The sequence below is a fragment of the Corynebacterium sp. A21 genome (genome assembly GCF_052266655.1).
Classification (GTDB): domain Bacteria; phylum Actinomycetota; class Actinomycetes; order Mycobacteriales; family Mycobacteriaceae; genus Corynebacterium.
Genome location: NZ_JBQPQY010000017.1, coordinates 1 through 20,601 on the forward strand (window position 1 = coordinate 1; position 20,601 = coordinate 20,601).

Below are 20,601 nucleotides of genomic sequence, written 5' to 3' on the forward strand. Positions count from 1 at the left end.
CCGTCGCTTCGCGCACGGAAAATCGCAGATGATCTAACCCGAACAGGCATCAACTCCGGTGCAGAAAACGGTCCGTACAGCCATCTTGTGGGCGAAAAACGAGGTCAGATACGGCTTGGTCTAGTCGCTCAGCTCATTGAACGGTTCACCCCGAGCTGGGCTGAGACCCGCCATGTCATGCAGGGCCTGGCTCACGCAGCGACTTCCGGGTCCACTGGCTACATTGCTCTGGGCCTGGGAACTCGGCCGAAAAGCGCCGCAGCCTGGCTCACTGCTGTCCTCCAGGGCATCTGCTGGGGTCAGGCCTCAGAATGGCCAACGTGGTCCGTGACTGCCCGCGCCTTCGGTGTCGGCTGGTGCGGAGATCGACACAAATGGCGCACCACCCCCCTGTATCCGCCGACTGCCACGACTGAGGCTGTGGGACTACCGGCCACCAGTGCTCGGCGCCAAGGCCACCTCGCCTCGATTCGTGAAATCCTCAGCCGTGCCTAGCAGCTGGACGTTGCCTGGTATTCGAGGGGGAGGCAGTCAAGAACCCATCCATTAGCCGTACGTGCATACGGCAGTGCGTACGTACACCTTGCGGTACGCACGTACGTACGGTATGTTTCGAGTTATGTACACACTCATGATTTATAGCGAGGCTGGCGGCGTCACGAAGACGACCACGGCCGTTTCCCTAGCAATGACTGCGGCAGTGAAAGGGCTGGATGTTGTTCTCATCGACCTAGATCCTCGATCCGCAGCCACGCACTGGATCGGATCTGTGCCTGCGGAGGATTGGCAGACAATCGATGCAATCATCGCAGACAAATCCCCAGTCGGCTGGGTGGAAGATCTCGCTATCCCCACCGCATGGAACAGCAAGCTGCGCATTGTCCCCTCCAGCCGACAGCTGAGCTCCAGGGAGAAGAGCACCGAAGATCAGGCCGAAATTCGTTTATCAATGGCGCTGCAGGGGGTTGTCGCTGATCTTGTCATCATTGACTGCCCTAACCGTCAAGGTGGCATCCTCACGCAGAACGCGCTGGCGGCTTCTGACGGTGTGATCTATGCAGCCAGGGCAAACCAGGATGGGATTGACGGGGTCAGTGGAGCGCGAGAGTCGGTGGAGCGATTCCTGGCGTCACGCCGCTGGATCGGTGGCGATGACAACCTTACCGAGCTTGGCATCGTGGTCGGAGACATGCCGGATACCGTCGTCCCCCGCGTGGCCACCGCCGCCCTCACTCAGTTTGAAGAATCAACGGCTCCCTTGCTCGGAACGGTGCCCCGGCGCACAGTGGTTGACCAGTCCCGGATGACCGGCGAATGGTATGGCGGATTTGAAAAAGGACTTGTTGTCGCAGAGGCCTACCGTGCCATCTTCGATCAGGTGATGGTCGGGCTGGATAACGCACGTCCGTAGGTACGTACGCACGCACGCACGTATAATCCTCATTTCGTCGTTAATATAATCAAGGAGAAATCATGGAGAAGGAACCGGACCTGTCAAGGGCCCGTCAGCAACCGCGTGAAACGAAAGTGCGTGGCCCTCGACCGCCTGCCCCCACCCCAGACTCTGCCGAGGTTGCCCCTGCGTCCCCCAAAGAGTCTCAGCCTGTCCTTGCGACCTGGCAGCCACGGCAAGTAGTGAAGGTGACGACTCAGATGACACTTGAGCATCGCCAGCTCATGGACCACCTGGAAAAGACCACAGGCCAGCGCATGTGGGAGCTGATCCGTGATGCCATCGAGGAAAAATATGGCAATGAAAAGTAAGTCCAAAATGTACGGCCGTGCGTACGGACTTGCTTACGTAAGTAAGGGTGAGTGCATGTCTCGTAGGTGACCCGTCGTTATCCGACAAGGGCACCCGCGCCTGCATGATCTGCCGTTTCTGGTATCCGCCTACCTACGCTCGGATGAAGCCGAGACATCTAGTAGGAGGTCCATATGGCACGGCGGAAGCGGGTTAAAAGTAACCCGGACCAGCTTGATCTTTTTGACGTATTAGCCCAGATGGAAGAACAGGAGCCCGAGAATGATTCTCAAGACAACCGTGAGAGCCGCCCGGCAGGAGCTGGGACTGCCGACAGACGAGCAGAGCATGACCGAAGCATGGGAGGAGATCCAGGAGGTCGTAGCCACTCGGATCGACCAGCTACACCAGATGATGCAGCAGGAGTGGCAGAACCAGCACCCCGGGGAGCAGATTCCGTATCTAATGAACGTGGAGCTGGGGGAGAAGTCTCGGCTCCGGGGCGAGGAGGAAATCCTCGAAGAGTGGATCAACGCACCGGTCCGCGAAGAGATCTCACTCCGGGAGCAGGCAGACGAGGCGACCGCCTAACCTTCCAGCTGCCCGAGGAAGTCCTCCCTCCCAGCGCTGGGAGAGATCGAGCCCGCGCAAATATCGCCGCACTACGGGTATTGGCTGAGGTTACCGATGACAATCGCTGGCCCACCGCCGCCGAGCAACAGACGCTTGCTCGATATTCTTCATGGGGTGCCTGCTCTGAGATTTTCGACCGGTCCCGGACCGACTGGGCCGAACTTCGTGACGAGCTGCAATCGATGGTGGACGAGGAGACCTACGCTAGCCTGCGTCGTACGACGCTGACGGCCTACTACACAGCCCCGGACGTCACCCGGGCAGTCTGGGACTCGCTGAACACCGCCGGACTCACCGATGGTCCGGTCCTGGAACCAGGTGCCGGAATCGGCTCTTTTATCGGACGAGCCGAAGACACCTCCCGGATGGTCGGTGTCGAACTCGATCCGGTCTCTGCCGGCATCGCCGCGAACCTGTACCCGGAGGCCACGGTGCACGCCGTTGGTTTCGAGAATGTGACCATCCCGGATAACAGCTTTGTCGCCGCAGTCGGCAACGTGCCCTTTGGCAACTTCCGGCTGCATGATCCCGCGCACAATCCGAACCGGCACTCGATTCACAATCACTTCATCGCCAAGTCGTTGAACCTGGTGCAGCCCGGCGGTTACGTCGCGGTGATCACTAGTGCTCTGACCGCTGACAGTAAGGGTGCGGATGCCCGTCAGGAGATGGCTGGACGCGCGGATCTGATCAGTGGGGTGCGTCTTCCCAGTCAGGCGTTTCGGCGCGTTGCTGGCACTGAGGTCACCACCGATCTATTGGTCTTCCGTGTCCGGGAATCGGGCCGGGAACCCACCGAGCAGACGACGCGCTTCCTGGAGACCGACGAGCTGGAGCTGGAGACCGGAGAGATCGCAGTCAATGGCTACTTTGTGGATCACCCCGATCATGTGCTGGGTGAGCCCGAGATCACCACCGGCCAGTTTGGGCAGCCGCTGCTCCGTGTCCGTGGCAGCGCTGAGGGTCTCGGTGCTCAGATCACCATGGTCATCTCTGCGGACATTGCCCGAGCCAGGGGTACTGATCATGGTCTGACGGCCACCGCAGCATCAGTCGCTGAGGTGGATCTGACCGCAGTTACCGCGGAGACCACTCCGCTGCCGGGCACGGTCTCCTACACCCGCTCCGCTCAGGGCGTGCCGACCTTCCAAGTTTTTTCCTCCGAGACCGGCAGGTGGGAACCCCGCAGTCGCTCCAGAGGGGCTGATGCTGAGGAATGGGCCAACCTAATTGATCTGCGTGAGACGACGGTCAGTCTGCGCCAGGCCTACACCGAGGGAGACGCGGCAGAGATCCGTGGACTCCAACAGCGCTTGAGTGCCCAGTATGACGGCTATGTTGCCCGGTACGGCTACATCAACCGATATCAGGAGCAAACGCCCCAGGCTCCGTCTAAGAGCGCACAGATGGCGGCCTATTCCCGTCTCGTCGCGGACTGGCGCGAAGTTAACCGCGAGGCGAAAACCGCGCATCCCCCGGCCGAGGTGGCTGCCCAGTTTAGAGAGCAAGCTGCGACCCCGATTGTGCCGGATACCCGTGCCCGGCCGCACATCGGTACTCTGCGCCGTGATCCACAGATCGCCCAGGTCATGGCCCTGGAAGTCTTCGATACCGAGACGCAGACCGCGACCAAGGCCTCGATTTTCACTGGCAACCCAGCTCGTCCAGTCCAGCCTCTCCAGCGTGCGGATTCCGTCGCGGATGCAGCAGCGATCAGCCTTGACCGCTACGGCGTGATCGACCCAGAGCTGGTGGCGACCCTCACCGACCGTCCAACAGAGGAGGTCTCTGCCGAGCTGGTGGAGTCTGGTCTGGCCTACCGCGATCCAGCGAATCCTGAGCAGTTTGTCCGAGCAGAGCGTTATTTGTCCGGCGTGGTGTCCGAGAAGCTGGAAACCGCTCGACAGGCCGTCCTGGATGACCCCCGGTTCCAGGCCAACGTCGCGGCCCTGGAGCACGTCCTCCCGGACCGCATCGAGCACGGCATTGAGGTCCGCCCCGGAGCTACTTGGCTACCCGAGCAGTATTACCAACAATTCGCCGCCGCGAAATTCGGTCTCCATGAAAGCCACATCAAGATCGGACGTCATAACGACACCTGGACTGTAGACGTTGACAAGAACTTCTGGGATTATGCCGGAGATGCTGATCAGCGCTACGGGGTTGTGGCCGCACAGAATGTCATGGGGGGTCGCTACAATTTCTCCGCGAGTGGGCAAGCTGCGTCGTACCGGAACCAGGGGGTGGCCACCACCCGCAACGACGGTGTGGTCGTTACCGCCCCGCAGATGTTGGAATCGGTCCTGAACCTTTCGGCACCTCCGATGAACTGGTCAAAGTCGTGGCGGGAAGAGCACCCGGATTCCCCGCAGCAGCACGCGGCCGCGTCCACGTTCGCCGGCCGTAAGGCCCGCCAGATGCGGGATGAATTCTCGGCCTGGATCATGTCCGATCCGCAGCGTCGTACGGAGGTCATCGACCGGTACAACCAGATTTTCAACAGCTATGTGGCCGCGAAATGGGATGGCTCGCAGCGCAGTATGCCCGGGCTGGGCACGAATTTCACGCCGTACTCCTATCAGCGCAATGCGGTCGAGCGAATGGTCAATGAGCCGGCCACCCTGCTCAATCATGTCGTCGGAGCGGGCAAGACCGGGACGTTTTTCATGGGCGCCGCCGAGCTGAAACGATTGGGAAAAATTTCGCAGCCCTGGATTGTTGTGCCCAACCATTTGGCCGAGCAGATCACCGCCGAGGCGCAGGAATGGTATCCGCAGGCCAAGGTGCTCTCTGCCGCCGGGATCACTAACGCGGAGGGGCGGCGTACATTTGTCGCTCAGACCACCGCCCAGGATTGGGATTACGTCATCGTCCCGCAGTCCGTCTTCGAGCTGGTGCCGATGAGCACGGACACCCAGATCGAGTACATGGACACTCAAATCGCACAGCTGCGAGGGGAGCTGGAGGGATTGCAGGATGCCGGCAACCGGTTGTCGGTGAAAAAGGTCGAGTCCGCGATCGCCAGCCTGGAAACGAGGACCAAAACTCTCCTCGAGGCAGACCGCGATGTGGGGATGGAATTTGAGAGTACTGCCTGCGATTATCTCATCGTCGATGAAGCGCACATGTACAAAAATCTCTCGCGTGCTTCCAAGGTCGATGATGTCAGTCATCCTGGTTCCAAACGCGCCAGTGATCTGGATATGAAGTTGTCTTTCCTGCGGGGCCAGGCCCGTGAACAGGGATTGGATCCGGAGACCGTTCCGATCGCGACGTTTGCGACCGGGACGCCACTGGCGAACAACCTGGCCGAGATCTGGGTCATGCAGCACTATCTGCGTCCTGATCTGCTGGAGCGCACCCACACTGAGACGATCAACGGCTTCGCTGCGCAGTTCACCGACCAGATTGATGATGTGGAGGTCAACGCCTCCGGTACCGGGCTTCGCAAGGTGACCCGCACCGCGCAGTTCCTCAACGTTGGCGATCTGGCTGGATTGTGTGAGCCGTTCATGGATGTGGTCACCAGTGATCAGATCACCGCCGCACTACCCACCAGGGGCAGCGGAGAGGGCAACCGCATCATTGAGTTTGACGTCGAGGATGAGACCCGCGACTTCATCGCTGATCTGGCCAATCGTTCAGCCAAACGGTGGGATCAGGAATTTCCGCAGGCCGCACCCCGGATCGACAATCCGCTCAAGGTCGCCTCTGATGGACGCAAAGCTACCCTTCACCCGCAGTTGGCGGGATTGGAAATCTCTGGCCGAGGGGCACGCATTGATGCTGTGTCCGAGCAGGTGTTGGATCAGTGGCGTCAGCACCGGGATACCCCGTATCTGACGCGCGAGGGAGAGCAGTCTCCGTATCCTGGTGGGCTTCAGATTGTCTTCTGTGACCAGGGGACACCGAAAAATGATGGCCGCTTTTCCGTTTATCAGGCGATGAAGGATTCCTTTGTATCCGGGGGTATGGATCCGGAGCGGATCGCGTTTATCCATGACTGGAATGATGACCGGGCAGAGCTGTTTCGCCGCTGTCGGGAGGGCCAAATAGATGTCATCATTGGTTCCACGGAAAAGCTGGGCACGGGCGCAAATATCCAGACCCGGGCGACTGCGCTGCATCATGTGGACGTTCCGTGGCGGCCAGCTGACCTGGAACAGCGTGAGGGACGTGTCATCCGTCAGGGCAACCAGAATAAGAACGTCGAGGTGTTCAACTACGTCGCGCGGGGCACGTTTGACGCGGTGCAATGGCAGACGCTGTACCGCAAATCCCGATTCATTGCGCAGTTCCATACCGCTGATCGCTCGTTGCGCCAGATGGATGCAATCGAGGACAGCGCTGCTGACGCCGCCGCGCACAACAAGGCGGTGGCCACCGGTGACCACCGCTATGTCGAGCTGATGGACCTGGACAAACAGGTTACGGACCTGGAAAGTCAGCGCATGGAGTGGGCAGCATCCAAGGAATCGACCAAGTACGCTCGGCAGGTCGAGCAGTTGGCGATCCGCAATCTACGCGGGTTCATCGATAACTCCGAGGGGTTGCTGGCCCCTGCCGAGCAGTGGAGGAACACCCCTGCCGAGCAGCGCACCTGGCAGACACCCAATGGTGCCCAGATCCACGACCGAGCCCGCGCAGCCAGGGTCACCTCCTCCACGCTCAAAGCGGTGTTTGATTCTCGGAGCAGGGGAGAGGAACTGCCAGTGGTCTCTATTGGCGGGGTTGACTTCACCGCCCAGTATTCGGCGGTGAAATCCGCGGTGGTAGTCCAGCCGGCAAATGTACCGGGCGCACGCGGCACCACGTTTGACTTCGAGGACTTCGATCACCCTACGGAGATCCCGGCTGAGGCCGATAAAGCCACCGCGAAGCAGTACGGCGTGTTGACCCGGCTGGAGAACCGGGTCCGCGACTTGCCCAAGGATGTCGACATGGCGCGAAGCGACTTATCCAGCGCGGAGATCCGGTTGGCCCGGTTGAGTGAGAATACTGGTGAGACCTTTGAACACGATGGCCTCCTCGATTCCACGATTATCCGACGTGATGAGCTGCGAGCGACCTTGGCTAAAGTCGATCAAAGTGCCCAGGCGCTACAGCAACGTCGTGAGCGTCAGGAACGTATGGATCAACACGGTAGGGAGCCTTTATGGACGCTGCGACTGAATCCAACCGAGGCCTACGCGGAGCTAGTTGAGAGCAGGACCATCGAGGACACGGTTGCACAAGCACACCGTGACGACCTGGCTGCCCAGTTCCGGTCAGGGCTGATCGACGGTGAGGACTTTGCCACGCAGATGTCCCGGTGGACCCCTGCCGATAAATACCAAAAATCCCCGGAGACACAGATTGACAGGTCGTTGATCGAGGATTTCCAGACCCACGCGGCGGGAGCACGTAGCGCGGTGGCCACCGCGACTAGGGCTGAAGATCTCGCAGACCCCGCCGTATATCAGTGGGAGACTAGTAACGACCAGGGGGACAGCCTGGAATAACAACCGCGCACACAAGAACGACCCTGCTGGTTGGCAGGGTCTTCTTTTTGCCTCGGTGAGGTCAGGGGCTACGGGAATTTCGGCTGCCGCGCCACCGCTTCGCGCTGGCTTGCCTTCTAGTTTTTGTGAATTCGGTGGGGTTTCTTCCGGAGGACATGTCCAGTGCGGGGTGCGGTCTAGTGAGAACGTGACGGTGGAGTGTAATCCAGGCCTCATCGAGACCGGCCCGGAAAAGAACAATCCCCACACCCACCCACACCCACGGAACACCCCCGTATTGCATAATAATATGCAATACGTCTAGGGTGGTGAGTAGTTCGAGGGGCAAGCCCTTCGGGATTCTCCGGCCCGTGAGGGCGCTGGAGGCAGGCCACGATTTATAGACAAGGATCCTGACGATGCATATCTACCACGTTGTCGCCCAGAGACCATCCGGGCTGAGACGATCGCAATGGGTGGGAGGTGGAGCTCGATGATGATCTCCGGAAATATTGTTCACATCTCAGACCTCGGACGGATCGGGGGAGGGGCTGGCGTTCCGATTATCACGGTCACGGTGGTGCAGCAGAAAAAACGCGGTGCCACGTTCTACGACCTCAAATGCAGGGGGGATCTGGCGACCCATGTTGACCGCGACCTGGCGGTCGGGGACCTAGTGATGGCCGAGGTGGACTCACAGAGTCTGACTCCGCATGTCAATGCCTCCCGAGCTGGATCGCAGGTATCGATCGTGGCCCACGCCCGCATGATTGGGACCCCGCTGGGGGCTACTGAGCGAGAAAAGGAAGAATCATGAGCAGTGGCCAGGTAATAGAACCAGACTGGGTCACCGAGATGCCCCGACCGGTCCGCCGGATGGTGGAGCAGATCCCCAGCCGGGACCCCCTGACTGGTGCTGGTCTGCGGGCTGCGAGGGACAGTCTGGGATTGTCTGCCAAAGACCTTGCGCATGCATTAGGCGCATCCCTGCGCATGGTGCAGATCTGGGAAACACAGGACCATATTCCCTCCTGGGTACACGGCGAGGTCGTCTTCCTGGTCGAGACCACCGACCTGTGGATCAAGACATTGGCCGGAACGACCGGTCCGGTCAGTATTCACCGGGAGGGGTGGCGGCTCGTCGAGGATGACCGCATCATGCCCGAGAGCTGGTGGCGGACCGTCGTCGGACGCGCCCTTGACGGAAATATCGCCCTTGATGTGCGCTGGGGCATGCCAACCAAATAGCCAGGAACAACACGGAGCAGGAGTGGACAGGATGCATCGAGACACTGAAGTGAAGCAGGACGTCGAGCAGGCCGAGATTGAATCAGTGACCAGCGACATGCTCCTGGACGCCGAGGCGCTGTTGCTCTGTGGCCTGATGTGGGCGCCGGTCGGCAGTGTCGGCGCCGTGCAGATCGTGGAGGTTCTGACCGCTGACGACTTCTATAATCCGCCCTACGGCACGATCTACCGGATCATCGCTGACCGGGTGGTCATGAACCAGCCTGCGGATGCTGCCAGCCTGCGTTCCTGGGTGATTGAGCAGGGCAGCGACTCTCCGATCCAGCCACGGCAGGCCACCTCCCTGCTGCTGAGCCTGGCAACCCTCGGCACCGCTCCAGAGCGACTGATCAATTACGCCGATCAGGTCTTGGGAGCCTCCTATCGCCGCGGTTACTTTGCCATGACGCAGGCGCTGACTCAAGCTGCGGAGACCGCTCCTGAAAATAAGCTCTTCGAGATCATGGTGGAGCATGGAAGGGCACAGCGCAGCGCCTGGAGCCGTCGACATGCGCTTCGCGAGCTTCGTGCAGCCGCTGCGAGCGCATAACCCCAGCTACCGTGTGATGTCCGTGCTGCCCGCTATGCTGTCGACCAAATGACGGCGAGGAGAAAAAGATGACAGGCATGACTGATGTTTTGATCCTGGCAGACTCTGACAGCAGCGCTCTGGGGAGCCTGCAATTCTGGGACGGAGTGCTGCTGGTGGGCTGCGCCCTGGCGGTGGTGCTCGGCATGCGGGCTCGTGGCAGTTTTTTTGGCGGCGTGGCACGGTCTGCTGTCATTCTTGCGGTGTGGGTCTTTGTCCTATTCATCCCGCTGATGGCCATCGGATCCTTGATTGGCGCTGCGGCGGATAACTACGATGCCAGCACTGCCGTTGATGTCGATAGCTTGAATGAGCGTAAATAAAAAAAGAAGGCCTCACATAGTGGGGCCTTCTTCTTGAAAGGTCCTCATCATGGGGTCATCACGCCCACGCGAGTATCTGACTGCCTGATCCGGGGACCACGCCGACCGACAATGTTTAGCATAGCAGAGAGTATTATTTTTTCGATAGCTACAGGATGTAACCTGCAACGGTCGTTCCTACCTTGTGTTATGTGAAAATTCCCCCTTTCTCTTTGGTGGATAAATAGTTCTTCCAATGTTTTAAGGTAAACGTTGTGGAATAATATGAAATCCACCGTGGCGTAATCTTTGCCCCGTTAGCGATTTCCTGGCACCCCTTGCCAGCTAAAGGATGAGAAGGAACTCATGAGCGATACCGCAACGATTCTCTTGGCCGATAAGTTAATCGCCCTGCTTATCGGCACTAGTAACTGCCGGGGCTGCACGACGATTGCCCCCGGGCGCTACATTCTCAGCGAAGCTGCCGATGACGACGGGCAGACCATTACTGCCGCGAATGTGGTGTGTGCCGTGTTTACCTGGGCCACCGAGGCTCTGGAGAACATGGACTCTGGACGCTCTGAGGTGGAAGCTGCCAGTGCGATCCTCCACAGCCGTTTTGATGATGCTCTCGCACATATTGGATGCGCCAATGACCAGGTCAGTCGAGGAATCTGGGACCGTGTCATTCTCTTTGCCTCCAGATCGGGGTACGTATCGGCACTGCACCTTCCCGCAAATAGGTCAGTCGAGGAAGTCCGTGGGGAATATGCGAATCTGGCCCAGTAGGAAATGCCCATTTATCCGGGGCGGTCAGGCAATGTCATTTTAAGCACAGAAAGATGGGGGTGTAGTGGGCGCGGGCGGGCGTTTGGCGATCCACTCTTTTGGTAAGAACAATGAGGTAGCTAGTTCCCTACGAATAAAAAGGAATCATATGCAGAACCTCACCGTGCTCGGCACTGGTGTTTTGGGATCACAGATTGCCTTCCAGGCGGCGTATCACGGCAAGAATGTTGTCGCCTATGACGTCAGTGGCGATGTTCTTGATGCCCTGGAGGAGCGTTGGGAATACCTCAAACCCCTTTACCTGCGGGACATGCCCGATGCGACACCGGACAAGCTCGACGCCGCAGCTCTACGCATTCGTCGCTCCAGTGATCTGGCCGATGCCCTGCAGGATGCCGAGATTGTCATTGAAGCCGTTCCTGAAATCTTGGAAATTAAACGAGATACCTGGGCACGAGCAGGGGAACTTGCTCCCGAAAATGCCGTGTTTGCCACCAACTCGTCGACATTGCTCCCCAGCGCTCTCGCTGAGGCGACCGGCCGGCCAGAGAAGTTTCTGGCCTTCCATTTCGCCAATGAGGTCTGGAAACAGAACACCGGCGAAGTGATGGGGCATGCCGGCACCGATCCTCACCAGCTGGAAGCTGTAGCAACGTTCGCAGAGGAAATCGGCATGGTCCCCATCCGCCTGAGGAAGGAACAGCCTGGCTACATCCTAAATTCACTGCTGGTGCCGTTCATGGCGGCAGCCGCCAAGCTCTACGTCCGCGATGTTGCGGACATAGAGGACATTGACGACACCTGGCGCAGGGCTACAGGCGCGCCTTTCGGACCATTTCAGATCTACGATTTTGTCGGTATGCAGACCCCTTACTACATGAATGCTCGCAGTAAGGATCCGGAGATGCGGCAATTTGCCGAGATCCTCAAGCGCGATTTCATCGACAAGGGGCGGCTGGGTCGAGGATCTGGGCAGGGATTCTACACCTACGACTAAGCTTCTTCATTGAAATCCGGCGGACCTGATCGTGGCCGGATTTCGACATGATGGGGATGGTGAATTTTCCCGCAGGTGGCGCACCACCAGGTGCGATGCCCCATCCCGGTCAGGGAATCCCATCCCGGATACATTGCCTTCGGTGTGCGCCAGTCTGCTCCACAGGCAGGGCAGCGACTGGGGGACACCTCTACAACTTCACTCATGTGTTCGATTGTGGACGAGTGTGGCGCGGTGCGTTCCGACCGCCGAGGCCTTACATGCCGAGCATGGCGAGACGATCGGTGACGTGACGGCTTTTGAGCTGGTAGCCGACTGGGCGGGGGAAATTGAGTCCCGGGCGCAGAAACTCATCGGTGAGGGCATCGACATGACCGAGGAGGAAATTGCGCGGCTCCCGTTTATCACGGCCCTGATACATCCGCAGTGGGAAGAGTTTCACCGAAAAATCGCGGCAGCTGTGGACGCACAATTTCTTCGCCAGCCACTGTCTCGTACCCCGGAAGATTTTGATCTACGCCTGATCCAGCTGGGCGACCACACACGGCATCTGGAAAGAATGGCTACCGTTGCCCGAGTGCAGCGTGACACCGCAGTCCGAGAGGCCAGTGCGCACTATATTCCTCAAGCGCAAATCGCTCGGTGGGTACAGCTGAACCCCACTCGGATTCACCGCATCGTCCATTCAGAGGAGCGGTGAGCTAGATCGCGGCTCATACCTCAAAGAGAGGCTGCTGATCGGGATTGGTGATCGACTCCCATTCGGAGGTCAGTCGATCCTGGGCTTGGGCATTGTAACTATCCTCCACATCGACGCCGATGTAGCGACGGTCCAGACCGAGTGCTGCGAGACCGGTAGTAGCCAGGCCGGAAAAAGGGTCAAGCACAGTATCTCCACGGACCGTGGACGCAGAGATACAGCGCTCAGGAAGTTCCCGAGGGTACATCGCGAAGTGATCCGCTTTGGAGGGCCGGGTAGATAGCTTCCATACGTCTCCGGGCGAGGATCCCCGCTCATCTCGGATGGGGTCGAGGTCAAAGCGGTAGCTCTGGGACTGTGTGAACATCAGCAGATTCTCATGCCGGCGAGTCAAGCGATCCTTGACGGATTCCGGTGTGCCGTTGGGCTTGTGCCAGATGATGGAATTACGGATAATCCACCCATCTTCTTGCATGGCCAGGGCAAAGCGCCACGGGATGCCCAGGAGCGATTTCCGCGGTGCTGCCGAGGTCGTGTTGACGCGGCCGGGCAGAATGCCGGTGGCGTGGCCACGCCCACCGTGGGTGACGTTCCGATTGTCGGCATGCCCGGCATAGGTGTCAGCGAGGTTAACCCACAGCACCCCATCATCGCGCAGCGGGCGCTTGACTGCTCGAAATACGTGCACAAGCTCAGAGACATAGGCGTCGGGGGTTTCCTCGTTGCCCAACTGCTCGGGGTGACCATAGTCCCTTAAATTGTAGTAGGGCGGTGAGGTGACCACCGACTGGACCGAATCCGCGGGGATACGCCGCAGCACCGCGCGTGCGGTGCCCGTATGAAGTGCCCACCGCTCACCCTCCCTGACGATGGCCGCACGCTTCCGGTCACGGTAGGCCTTTTGTCGACACGACGCGGAGCAGAATGTAGCCGGCCTCCCGGTCTCACGCTTTGGCAGTTCCCTTCCACAGCTTTCACACTTACGTAACGGTGAAACGTGAGAAGCGAGTTTCATAACGATCCTATTGTTCGCCATTTTTCCCTCCTGTGCCACCGTCTGAGCTGCCAGGCAACGCTCCTTCGGAGCGGAACTTCTTGGCCATGCGGCTGATCGTTGAGGGGTGCACACTCATGAGTTCGGCAATTTCGGCCTGGGTGTAGTCGTCAGACCTCAGCCAAGCCAGGATCTCCTGCTGCTGGCGTTTCGTGAATTGGCTTTGCCGGCCCTTGAGTCGCCCGGCCGCCCGGGCGATTTCCATGCCCTCGATGGTGCGCTGGCTGATCAAATTGGCCTCAAACTCGGCCACCATCGCCAAAACGGTGAACAGCATTTTTCCGTAAGGGCTGTGGGGGTCAAAGGTCTCGGCCCCGATCCTGATGGTCACGTCGCCCTCGTGGAGTTCTCGGGAGATGGTGGTGGCGTCTTCGACGGAGCGGGCCAGGCGGTCAAGTTTGGTGACCACGAAGGTATCTCCCGGGCGGGTGGCGGACATTGCTTCGCGGAGTCCCGGCCGATTCCTGTTTCGACCGGTATAGCCGAAGTCGGTATAAATTCGCCGCTCTTCCACTCCCAGATCGAGCAGTTGATTTTTCTGCGCTCGCAGATCCTGCCGATTGGTGGAACATCGTGCATAGCCAATGAGCATGGGCATCGCCCTTCAGGTTGTGAACTGATAGTAAATATTGCCTATATGGTACCTATGTGCAATATATTTACGCAATGCCTCAATGCACGAAATATGGTGTCACCAACCTGGCTTTTTCACAGTCCGTCGCCACCACCGGGAAACGTGCGTTAGACGATCGTCAAACGCACGATGTGGGACGACTGCCCGAGGGGCTATTTCTATAGGTCAGTTGATGTCAAGATCCTCTAATCTCAGCACCGCGTAAGGAGTTCACTATCCAGCAATGCGGACAAGGAAGTGAAGATTCGCCCCTATGGAGATGCGGTGACACCGACAGTCAGGACGAGTAGGGGTCCCCGGGAATCCGCATCATTCAAGAATGGGTGAAGTTACCTGATAATCGGCTGGGGCCAAGGGGGGAATATAACGGTGCCGTGATCATTAATGCGGGGTTGTCCCAGGTCGCTATCTAAAAGAAACGAAAGGTGCCCCCTGAACAGGGGGCACCACTTTGGGGACATGGCCCACATCCTACATGCATGAAGATTATTGGCTATGTTCAGCTAGTCCACAGTTTTCTTATGGAAGAGTTCAGGTGAAAGTGCATCGGAAATCAATAACCGCAGCATCAGCGGTGTTCATAAGCGTGGGATTAGTGCCCCCGGTGGCCACCGCGCAGACGGAGCGGGTGGTGGCTCCGGAAGAACAGGATGACTGCTCATAGGCGACAGGATTGCCAAGAAAACAATTGATTTACAGGTTACAGTTAAGAATTTCCCATTTTTCGACTAAGGATTTACATTGCACTCCTCGCGCGTACATCAAAATAGAACTGGCTTGCAAAAGTTAATAAGAAGAACTCTTGCCCTAACTGCCTGCGCATTAACAACATTGTCAATCGCGGCAGTCCCAGCCTCAGCATCGGAGGTGACCAACTCAGAGCAAACGGTATGGGAAGCTGTACCTTTCACTGATGACCACCCCGTCAGCGATGCCATTAGTGAAGGCTATCAAGTCGAAGAGGTCGGCCTACCCCCTGTCCCAGAAGGGGATGCAGACTGGTCAGAAACAGTATCTCCTAAAGCTCAATTGATCCCTGGGGAAATGCGCTCTGACAGGGAAGAAATTCCCGCTGGATTCACCAAAGAAGAAGCAGATCGCGCTGAAATTTTGGAAGCCCAGACAGAAGGTGCTCAAAAGACGGGTGTGCGTTCCTTGGCACGGACAACTGCCATGACAGCAAACAGCTGCCAGATCTTTTGGCCGTCTCCTTACCAGGTGTGTGGCGCAATTCGCGATAAGTATCTCGCTATCGGCGGTCCAGGAAGCTTTCTTTCCTATCCCCGTTCCGGGGAGCTAGGAGTTCCCGATGGACAGGGACGTCGTACTGAATTCATTAATGGATATATTTATTGGCATCCTAGTACTGGTGCCCACAGCATCACCACGCATTTCTCATTTGAGTGGGGACGGTTGGGATGGGAAACAAGCCCCCTCGGGTACCCCATAAGTGAAGAGTTTGACGGGGAAGTTCCCCTGAGTCGAGTTCAACGTTTTGAAAATGGAGAACTCTACGGGTCACTTTCTGGACTTGCCGCCATTTATGGGTCCATCAGGGACAGGTGGCTTGAGCTTGGTGGGGCGACCGGAGAACTAGGATTGCCCGTGATCAGCGAACAGCTAGCTCCCGACGGGGTCGGACGATTCACTGTGTTTGAGCGAGGGCTAATCTACTGGTCACCCACTACAGGTGCTGTCGAGATCACTGGAAGCATGTTGGCACAGTGGGCAGACGATCCGGAATGGTGGTTTGGCGAGCTAGGTTTCCCCACATCTTCAATGCGTGAAGAAGATAAAGGATGGGTCCAGGATTTCCAACACGGAGCCATGTATGCTGCCACCGCTCGGCCGCCATGGAAATCGTGTGGACTGCTCACTGATCCAGGAAAAGTTGTACGAAGCTGGACTGCTCTTAGCGGAACGCATGAAGGCCAACGAATACAGCTAAGGTGTGGATCAGGAGACTCCCACGGTGTGAATCACATCAAGAAAAGTCATCTAAGAGAATGGCAAACAGCCGCAGCTCCTACATGGGGAAGTTGGATGGATGTAGCGGATCTAGCAATTACCAAGTCGCTTCTGGATGCCGACACTGTGGTCAATAATGTAGGTAAGACGTGCTACAGCGGAGAAATCTACCTTCATGAAAGGGTGAGAGACGTTTTGGTCCAGGTGATGAATCCGAGCATAATTGTAGGTAATGTCACTAACGATATTGTCACAGCCATTCCAGGCAACCAGTGTGAGAATCACCGAAAGCAATGAAGCACACCGACCAATCAGACAAGGAATGGTTCCGGGCTCTACTGGATCAGCACTTAGTCCCCATCGTGGTTGCCCGCTGTGCACGATACTCAATTTCTGGCGCGGATAATGCGCAGAATCCACTCCGTGCCGGAGAGTTCCTCCTCTTCGATGAGCTCCTCCAAAAGTCATGGAAAAAATACTATTGGAGGGGAAATGAATTTGATCATTTCCCGCTACGCCTCCTAATCCAGAAGAAAGCACTCATTGATGAGATCCTGGAACGCTTCACCCCGGGAGAGCCCACGTCAGCTACTGACTATGTCGGTACTGCATACCCGAGCTGGCGGGAAATGGGAGAACAGCAGAGCCTGGAATGGTTTGACCAGCAACTGAACTTTTGGCTCTACGAAGTGTTTGGAAGTACCTCATCACTAGCTGATGCGGAAATTGAGTTTAGGCACGTAGATCCAGCCCTGGTGGGGTACGACGTTGTCTTTACTGCGCTCACTGAAAATCAAGTCTATTCATGGAGCGAGGGGAAGAAAGGTGTGCTAGAAGAGCTGTGGGCTAAAGCAGCGCACTGAATCTCAGCCAAGAAAACCGGTGCTGTTGCCATTCCTGACCGCGAGGGTGCTGTTCATGGTGTGGTTCGTGTGCCACGAAACCCGCACTGAGCAACCGCCCGTCTCACTGCATCAAGCCATGACCCTATGCCCAGATGATGGCTCACCCTGGGGACTGTGGTGCCGTAACCCTCCTTCTCCTGGATACCGAGGGGGGCACCTCACCCCCGAGAATTTCTATTTAAGCGAAGGCCTTAAGAAACGGCTCGATTCTTGGCTTGTTTTGTGGCGAGAGAACTATGCCGATGCGGGTGAAGAGGAATCACAGACCTGGAAACGCGGCTTTGACAAGTACTTATGGGTGCAGGAAGGGGATGCTATTTCTACCTCCATAGAGGAAGAAGTGCCCGGATACGTGGTTGACCGACGCTATCGCACCTATTTGACAAGTCCGACTAGGTAATTCCCCCAGGGTGCCCGGCCGTACAAGATGATGTCAGCTAAGGTGCGCCTGGCGATAGCCTCGATGAGCCAGCTGAAAATCAGTGTCGCAGCGCTGCGATCACCTTGAAATAGCTCACCAGGACGCGTAAAGTAGACCGCGTAAGGACATAGACAGGATCTATGCGCCACTAGAGAGAAAACCCCACATCATGTGGGGTTTTCTCATTGGGTACCCTGGGACAGGTGCCCAAAGGTCTTATTGCTGCGCTTAACCCCACTCGCCTCTCCTCGTATGAGGAAGAGTGGAAACGCTTGTCTGCATCTCCGACATCGACAGTGAGCCCATCGGCAGTCGCCGCCCTCTATGTCTGGCAGGTCTCGCTACACTCTGCATGGTTTGAGACCCTCTCCTATACAGAAGCGATTATCCGTAACGCCATCGACTTGTCCCTGCGAGACTGGAACAGCACGCAGTGGAACAAAAAGGACCAGCGACACCATTCGGATGACTGGCTTGACGATCCTGCTCAGCCGTTGACGGGACTCGTGAAGTTTGCTGCCAGTCAAGCTCGTGACCGGGCAACAACCGCAGCGAAGAGACGGCCCGGTGACCATCCCCGCCACGGAGAGGAAGTCACCTTTGACGATCGAGTGTCCCAACTCGATTTCGGCAACATCGGGCATCTTCTTCCTATGACCCCTCCCGAGAAGCGTGGGTCAATCGGTACCGGTTTCAATAAGCGGGAAAATCTGTGGATCCACGGAATCCGGGCAGCGTTTCCGGAGCTATCACCGGAGTTGATGCAGCGGTGGCGTGGGCAGTACCCGGATAACCTGCCCGATGCGGTCGTCGACGCGTACGCAGTCGGTCATGCCCTGGATCGGTTACGGCGTCTGCGAAACCGCGTCAGCCATCACGAACAAACATTTATGGTCCAGCATTCGAGCAGGCTGGCAGATGTTGATCTTCTCGTGCGCAGCATTTCGCCGTCTGCAGCAGATGATCTCCAACAACTCGATAGGGTCCGCCGGACCCTTGCCATGAGACCCCACCCCTAGGAGTACCGCTTCATCGCCTCATGACGTGCCTACTATCCGGAGGTTCTATACAGCCGATGACCTCCCAGGAGAGTAGGACGTTACTACGCATAACGTCTAATGGTGTTCCCCGCGCCTGCGGGTGTGGTTCGTCCCAGCCTGGATCACGGGGCGTCCTCGGCCTGGAGGGCCGGCTGCCGGTGTCCAGAGTGCCGCGAATCCCACAACGCGTCCCGAAAAGAATCGCGACTGCCATGAGTAGACCCCTGGGCGGTGCCGTAGGCAGCATCCCAGGGGTGCCGGAGGTAAGCGATTAGCCCTGATGTCCACGCAGCTGGCGTCGTGCCAGCTGCGCCATCTGCTCCCACTGCTCGACGCATCCCTCCAGCTCCAGGTGCACAGTTTCGCGACGCATCGACGCCCGGGACAGATCCACGTCCAAGAGCTGGTCAAGCCCACGACTCACCGACTCCAGCACCTCACCCCACACCCGCCGATCCGCAGGATCCACAACCCCGAGCGGAGCATGCTTCGCCGCCAGACGACGGGTCACCCTGATCCAGCCAACCCAGTTCTCGAGCGCCTGGGGGGTCTCTGCCCAAATGTGGCGCTGCATGCGCTGATCGCCAGTGAGGAGGTCTTGGTTGGGATCGGCATCGACGTCACCATAGAGCGTGACCTGGTGCTTGAGCTGATCGTGGACCTGGTCGACGGTGATGCTGCCAGCGTCACTATCGGAAAGCTCCTGGTCGATGATCCGACGCAGCTCAACATGGAAAATCTTGGAGAGTCGGTTCAGGGAATATGACATGAAAAACCTTTCTTTGCGGGTGGAGAACTGCTTACACAAACATCGAATTACTCATCACGATCATCCACCGACATCATTGGGTGCTCTGACGGCACGCGATTGAATTTCGGCTCAAAAATCCTGATTCCCAAACGAGCGCCCACATCCGCTGCAGTCCACCCCGCAGCACGCACCGCCGGCAACACCTCACGCAACTCAAAACCCTCGGACACCGCCTGTTCGAGCGCCGCATCCTCCGCCAACTGACGAGACGTAAACAGCCCGTCCAGGCGGCGGAAACGCCGCTCATGAATATCCTCAAACTCCACCATCCACAGCGCGAGGCTTCCCTCCAGTGCCTGCCGAGTCCACTCCGACCGCGACACCCCACCCCGAGCAGCATCCACCTTCTCCATCAGATCCACAGGCACCAGCACCCGCAGCTCCTCCGTCTTTCCCAGCGACGGACGGCCCGGACGACGACGCTCCAGCTCATCAACAGGCCGAGACTCGACAGGTCGATCCTGAGGAACAATCAGCGCAGTCTCACTCTCCGAATATCCATGAGACCGCAGCCAACTCGCGGCGCCAGGTGGCGAGACCACCACGCCCTGCGGCGTCGCACAATCCTGGACCACCCACACTCCATCGCGCAGCAACCGGAGGACATAATCCTCACCCGGCCGCCGCGAGACCCACTCAGCCAGCACTCCAGCGAGATCATACTGACCGGAAATAACCTCCCGACCAGCATCATCGAACGAAATCAAATCAAACGTCATGGCAACTCCCATCATCTACGTCAGTGTGCTTCTCAGTATATGTGCTATGAAAATAATTTAAAAGGGGTAAAACTAAATAAACTCCGATAAAACAAAAAACAATGGAGTGTGTCAAGATAATTGGCGAGTGGGACGCTGCCTAAAAACTCAAGAAACACACACAGAACACCTGCCTGACCAGCATTAACTCAACCGTGCGTAGCTCCCGCGGAAACGGCCCCCCACGGTTCCCGGCCAGGCCGGCTTCCGCCGGCAAAGACCCGGCATCGCTGGCGCGATGCCGGGTCCCTCGATCTTTGGCCAATTAGCCTTTGGCAGCTTACGGTCCGCCGGCTTCCGCGCAAGCCCTTTCGCGGCATATCCTCACTCCCTCCGCTGCGCTCCGGTCCCTCCGGTATTCCACGGTGGCTTGCACTCCGGCCGGCAGACCTGACGCAGGCACTTCGTGCCTAATTGGCAAAAGAACGAGGGGTGGTGGGGTGTGCCCGGGCTGCGGTTTGGCGACCCCAAAAGGTAAGGCGGAAGCGG

The 20,601-nt window shown here is 58.0% G+C and carries 17 protein-coding genes; 12 read left to right on the top strand and 5 right to left on the bottom strand.

Going from position 1 to position 20,601, the window contains the following annotated elements:
• Positions 1-619 precede the first annotated feature (619 nt).
• The 9 genes from ACTU46_RS15105 to ACTU46_RS15145 all read left to right on the top strand — a co-directional run bounded on the left by ACTU46_RS15105 (position 620) and on the right by ACTU46_RS15145 (position 11,821).
• Positions 620-1,411 carry a ParA family protein gene (locus ACTU46_RS15105; protein ID WP_443383372.1) on the top strand — a complete coding sequence of 264 codons (792 nt, stop codon included), beginning with the start codon at positions 620-622 and terminating at the stop codon, positions 1,409-1,411.
• Positions 1,412-2,026: 615 nt separating this feature from the next.
• Positions 2,027-2,335 (top strand): hypothetical protein, encoded by a 309-nt coding sequence (locus tag ACTU46_RS15110; RefSeq protein ID WP_443383375.1) that lies wholly within the window; start codon positions 2,027-2,029, stop codon positions 2,333-2,335.
• 80 nt (positions 2,336-2,415) lie between these two features.
• Entirely contained in the window at positions 2,416-7,878 is a 5,463-nt protein-coding gene (locus tag ACTU46_RS15115) for a DEAD/DEAH box helicase family protein (protein ID WP_443383378.1), read from the top strand.
• A 472-nt stretch (positions 7,879-8,350) separates the two neighbouring features.
• A complete protein-coding gene (locus tag ACTU46_RS15120; protein ID WP_443383380.1) occupies positions 8,351-8,674 on the top strand; it encodes a hypothetical protein in 324 nt (107 codons plus the stop codon).
• Entirely contained in the window at positions 8,671-9,105 is a 435-nt protein-coding gene (locus tag ACTU46_RS15125) for a helix-turn-helix domain-containing protein (RefSeq protein WP_443383383.1), read from the top strand. Before ACTU46_RS15120 ends, ACTU46_RS15125 begins: the two co-directional genes overlap by 4 nt.
• Positions 9,106-9,136: 31 nt before the next feature.
• On the top strand, positions 9,137-9,694 hold the full coding sequence (locus tag ACTU46_RS15130) for a DnaB-like helicase N-terminal domain-containing protein (protein ID WP_443383386.1): 558 nt from the start codon (positions 9,137-9,139) through the stop codon (positions 9,692-9,694).
• A 68-nt stretch (positions 9,695-9,762) separates the two neighbouring features.
• On the top strand, positions 9,763-10,056 hold the full coding sequence (locus ACTU46_RS15135) for a hypothetical protein (protein ID WP_443383388.1): 294 nt from the start codon (positions 9,763-9,765) through the stop codon (positions 10,054-10,056).
• Positions 10,057-10,401: 345 nt separating this feature from the next.
• Entirely contained in the window at positions 10,402-10,824 is a 423-nt protein-coding gene (locus ACTU46_RS15140) for a hypothetical protein (protein ID WP_443383391.1), read from the top strand.
• Positions 10,825-10,972: 148 nt separating this feature from the next.
• Positions 10,973-11,821, top strand: a complete 849-nt coding sequence (locus tag ACTU46_RS15145; RefSeq protein ID WP_443383394.1) for a 3-hydroxyacyl-CoA dehydrogenase — start codon at positions 10,973-10,975, stop codon at positions 11,819-11,821.
• A 256-nt stretch (positions 11,822-12,077) separates the two neighbouring features.
• Here ACTU46_RS15145 and ACTU46_RS15150 read toward each other — a convergent pair whose 3' ends face one another.
• The 3 genes from ACTU46_RS15150 to ACTU46_RS15160 form a co-directional block, all read right to left on the bottom strand.
• Positions 12,078-12,263, bottom strand: a complete 186-nt coding sequence (locus ACTU46_RS15150; protein ID WP_443383397.1) for a hypothetical protein — start codon at positions 12,261-12,263, stop codon at positions 12,078-12,080.
• Between the two features lie 271 nt (positions 12,264-12,534).
• The gene (locus tag ACTU46_RS15155; protein ID WP_443383399.1) at positions 12,535-13,341 is read right to left on the bottom strand and encodes a DNA-methyltransferase; all 807 of its coding nucleotides are present in this window, start codon (positions 13,339-13,341) and stop codon (positions 12,535-12,537) included.
• Between the two features lie 202 nt (positions 13,342-13,543).
• A complete protein-coding gene (locus ACTU46_RS15160) occupies positions 13,544-14,173 on the bottom strand; it encodes a recombinase family protein (RefSeq protein WP_443383402.1) in 630 nt (209 codons plus the stop codon).
• A 903-nt stretch (positions 14,174-15,076) separates the two neighbouring features.
• On the opposite strand from ACTU46_RS15160, the gene ACTU46_RS15165 reads away from it, so the two are divergent.
• The 3 genes from ACTU46_RS15165 to ACTU46_RS15175 all read left to right on the top strand — a co-directional run bounded on the left by ACTU46_RS15165 (position 15,077) and on the right by ACTU46_RS15175 (position 18,522).
• Complete coding sequence (locus tag ACTU46_RS15165; RefSeq protein ID WP_443383405.1) at positions 15,077-16,474, top strand: LGFP repeat-containing protein; 1,398 nt, start codon at positions 15,077-15,079, stop codon at positions 16,472-16,474.
• Positions 16,471-17,040: a hypothetical protein gene (locus ACTU46_RS15170; protein WP_443383408.1), complete on the top strand. Its 570-nt coding sequence runs from the start codon at positions 16,471-16,473 to the stop codon at positions 17,038-17,040. Before ACTU46_RS15165 ends, ACTU46_RS15170 begins: the two co-directional genes overlap by 4 nt.
• 666 nt (positions 17,041-17,706) lie before the next feature.
• Complete coding sequence (locus ACTU46_RS15175) at positions 17,707-18,522, top strand: hypothetical protein (RefSeq protein ID WP_443383411.1); 816 nt, start codon at positions 17,707-17,709, stop codon at positions 18,520-18,522.
• 292 nt (positions 18,523-18,814) lie between these two features.
• On the opposite strand, the gene ACTU46_RS15180 is transcribed toward ACTU46_RS15175, so the two are convergent.
• Positions 18,815-19,312 carry a hypothetical protein gene (locus ACTU46_RS15180; protein WP_443383413.1) on the bottom strand — a complete coding sequence of 166 codons (498 nt, stop codon included), beginning with the start codon at positions 19,310-19,312 and terminating at the stop codon, positions 18,815-18,817.
• Positions 19,313-19,359: 47 nt separating this feature from the next.
• Positions 19,360-20,073, bottom strand: a complete 714-nt coding sequence (locus tag ACTU46_RS15185) for a hypothetical protein (RefSeq protein ID WP_443383416.1) — start codon at positions 20,071-20,073, stop codon at positions 19,360-19,362.
• Between the last annotated feature and the right edge of the window lie 528 nt (positions 20,074-20,601).

Bases quoted from the DNA above. Each gene is read 5' to 3' on its own strand.
- ACTU46_RS15105 (WP_443383372.1), top strand. From the start codon at position 620: ATGTACACACTCATGATTTATAGCGAGGCTGGCGGCGTCACGAAGACG.
- ACTU46_RS15110 (WP_443383375.1), top strand. From the start codon at position 2,027: ATGATTCTCAAGACAACCGTGAGAGCCGCCCGGCAGGAGCTGGGACTG.
- ACTU46_RS15120 (WP_443383380.1), top strand. From the start codon at position 8,351: ATGATGATCTCCGGAAATATTGTTCACATCTCAGACCTCGGACGGATC.
- ACTU46_RS15125 (WP_443383383.1), top strand. From the start codon at position 8,671: ATGAGCAGTGGCCAGGTAATAGAACCAGACTGGGTCACCGAGATGCCC.
- ACTU46_RS15130 (WP_443383386.1), top strand. From the start codon at position 9,137: ATGCATCGAGACACTGAAGTGAAGCAGGACGTCGAGCAGGCCGAGATT.
- ACTU46_RS15135 (WP_443383388.1), top strand. From the start codon at position 9,763: ATGACAGGCATGACTGATGTTTTGATCCTGGCAGACTCTGACAGCAGC.
- ACTU46_RS15140 (WP_443383391.1), top strand. From the start codon at position 10,402: ATGAGCGATACCGCAACGATTCTCTTGGCCGATAAGTTAATCGCCCTG.
- ACTU46_RS15145 (WP_443383394.1), top strand. From the start codon at position 10,973: ATGCAGAACCTCACCGTGCTCGGCACTGGTGTTTTGGGATCACAGATT.
- ACTU46_RS15160 (WP_443383402.1), bottom strand. From the start codon at position 14,173: ATGCCCATGCTCATTGGCTATGCACGATGTTCCACCAATCGGCAGGAT.
- ACTU46_RS15170 (WP_443383408.1), top strand. From the start codon at position 16,471: ATGAAGCACACCGACCAATCAGACAAGGAATGGTTCCGGGCTCTACTG.
- ACTU46_RS15180 (WP_443383413.1), bottom strand. From the start codon at position 19,312: ATGTCATATTCCCTGAACCGACTCTCCAAGATTTTCCATGTTGAGCTG.
- ACTU46_RS15185 (WP_443383416.1), bottom strand. From the start codon at position 20,073: ATGACGTTTGATTTGATTTCGTTCGATGATGCTGGTCGGGAGGTTATT.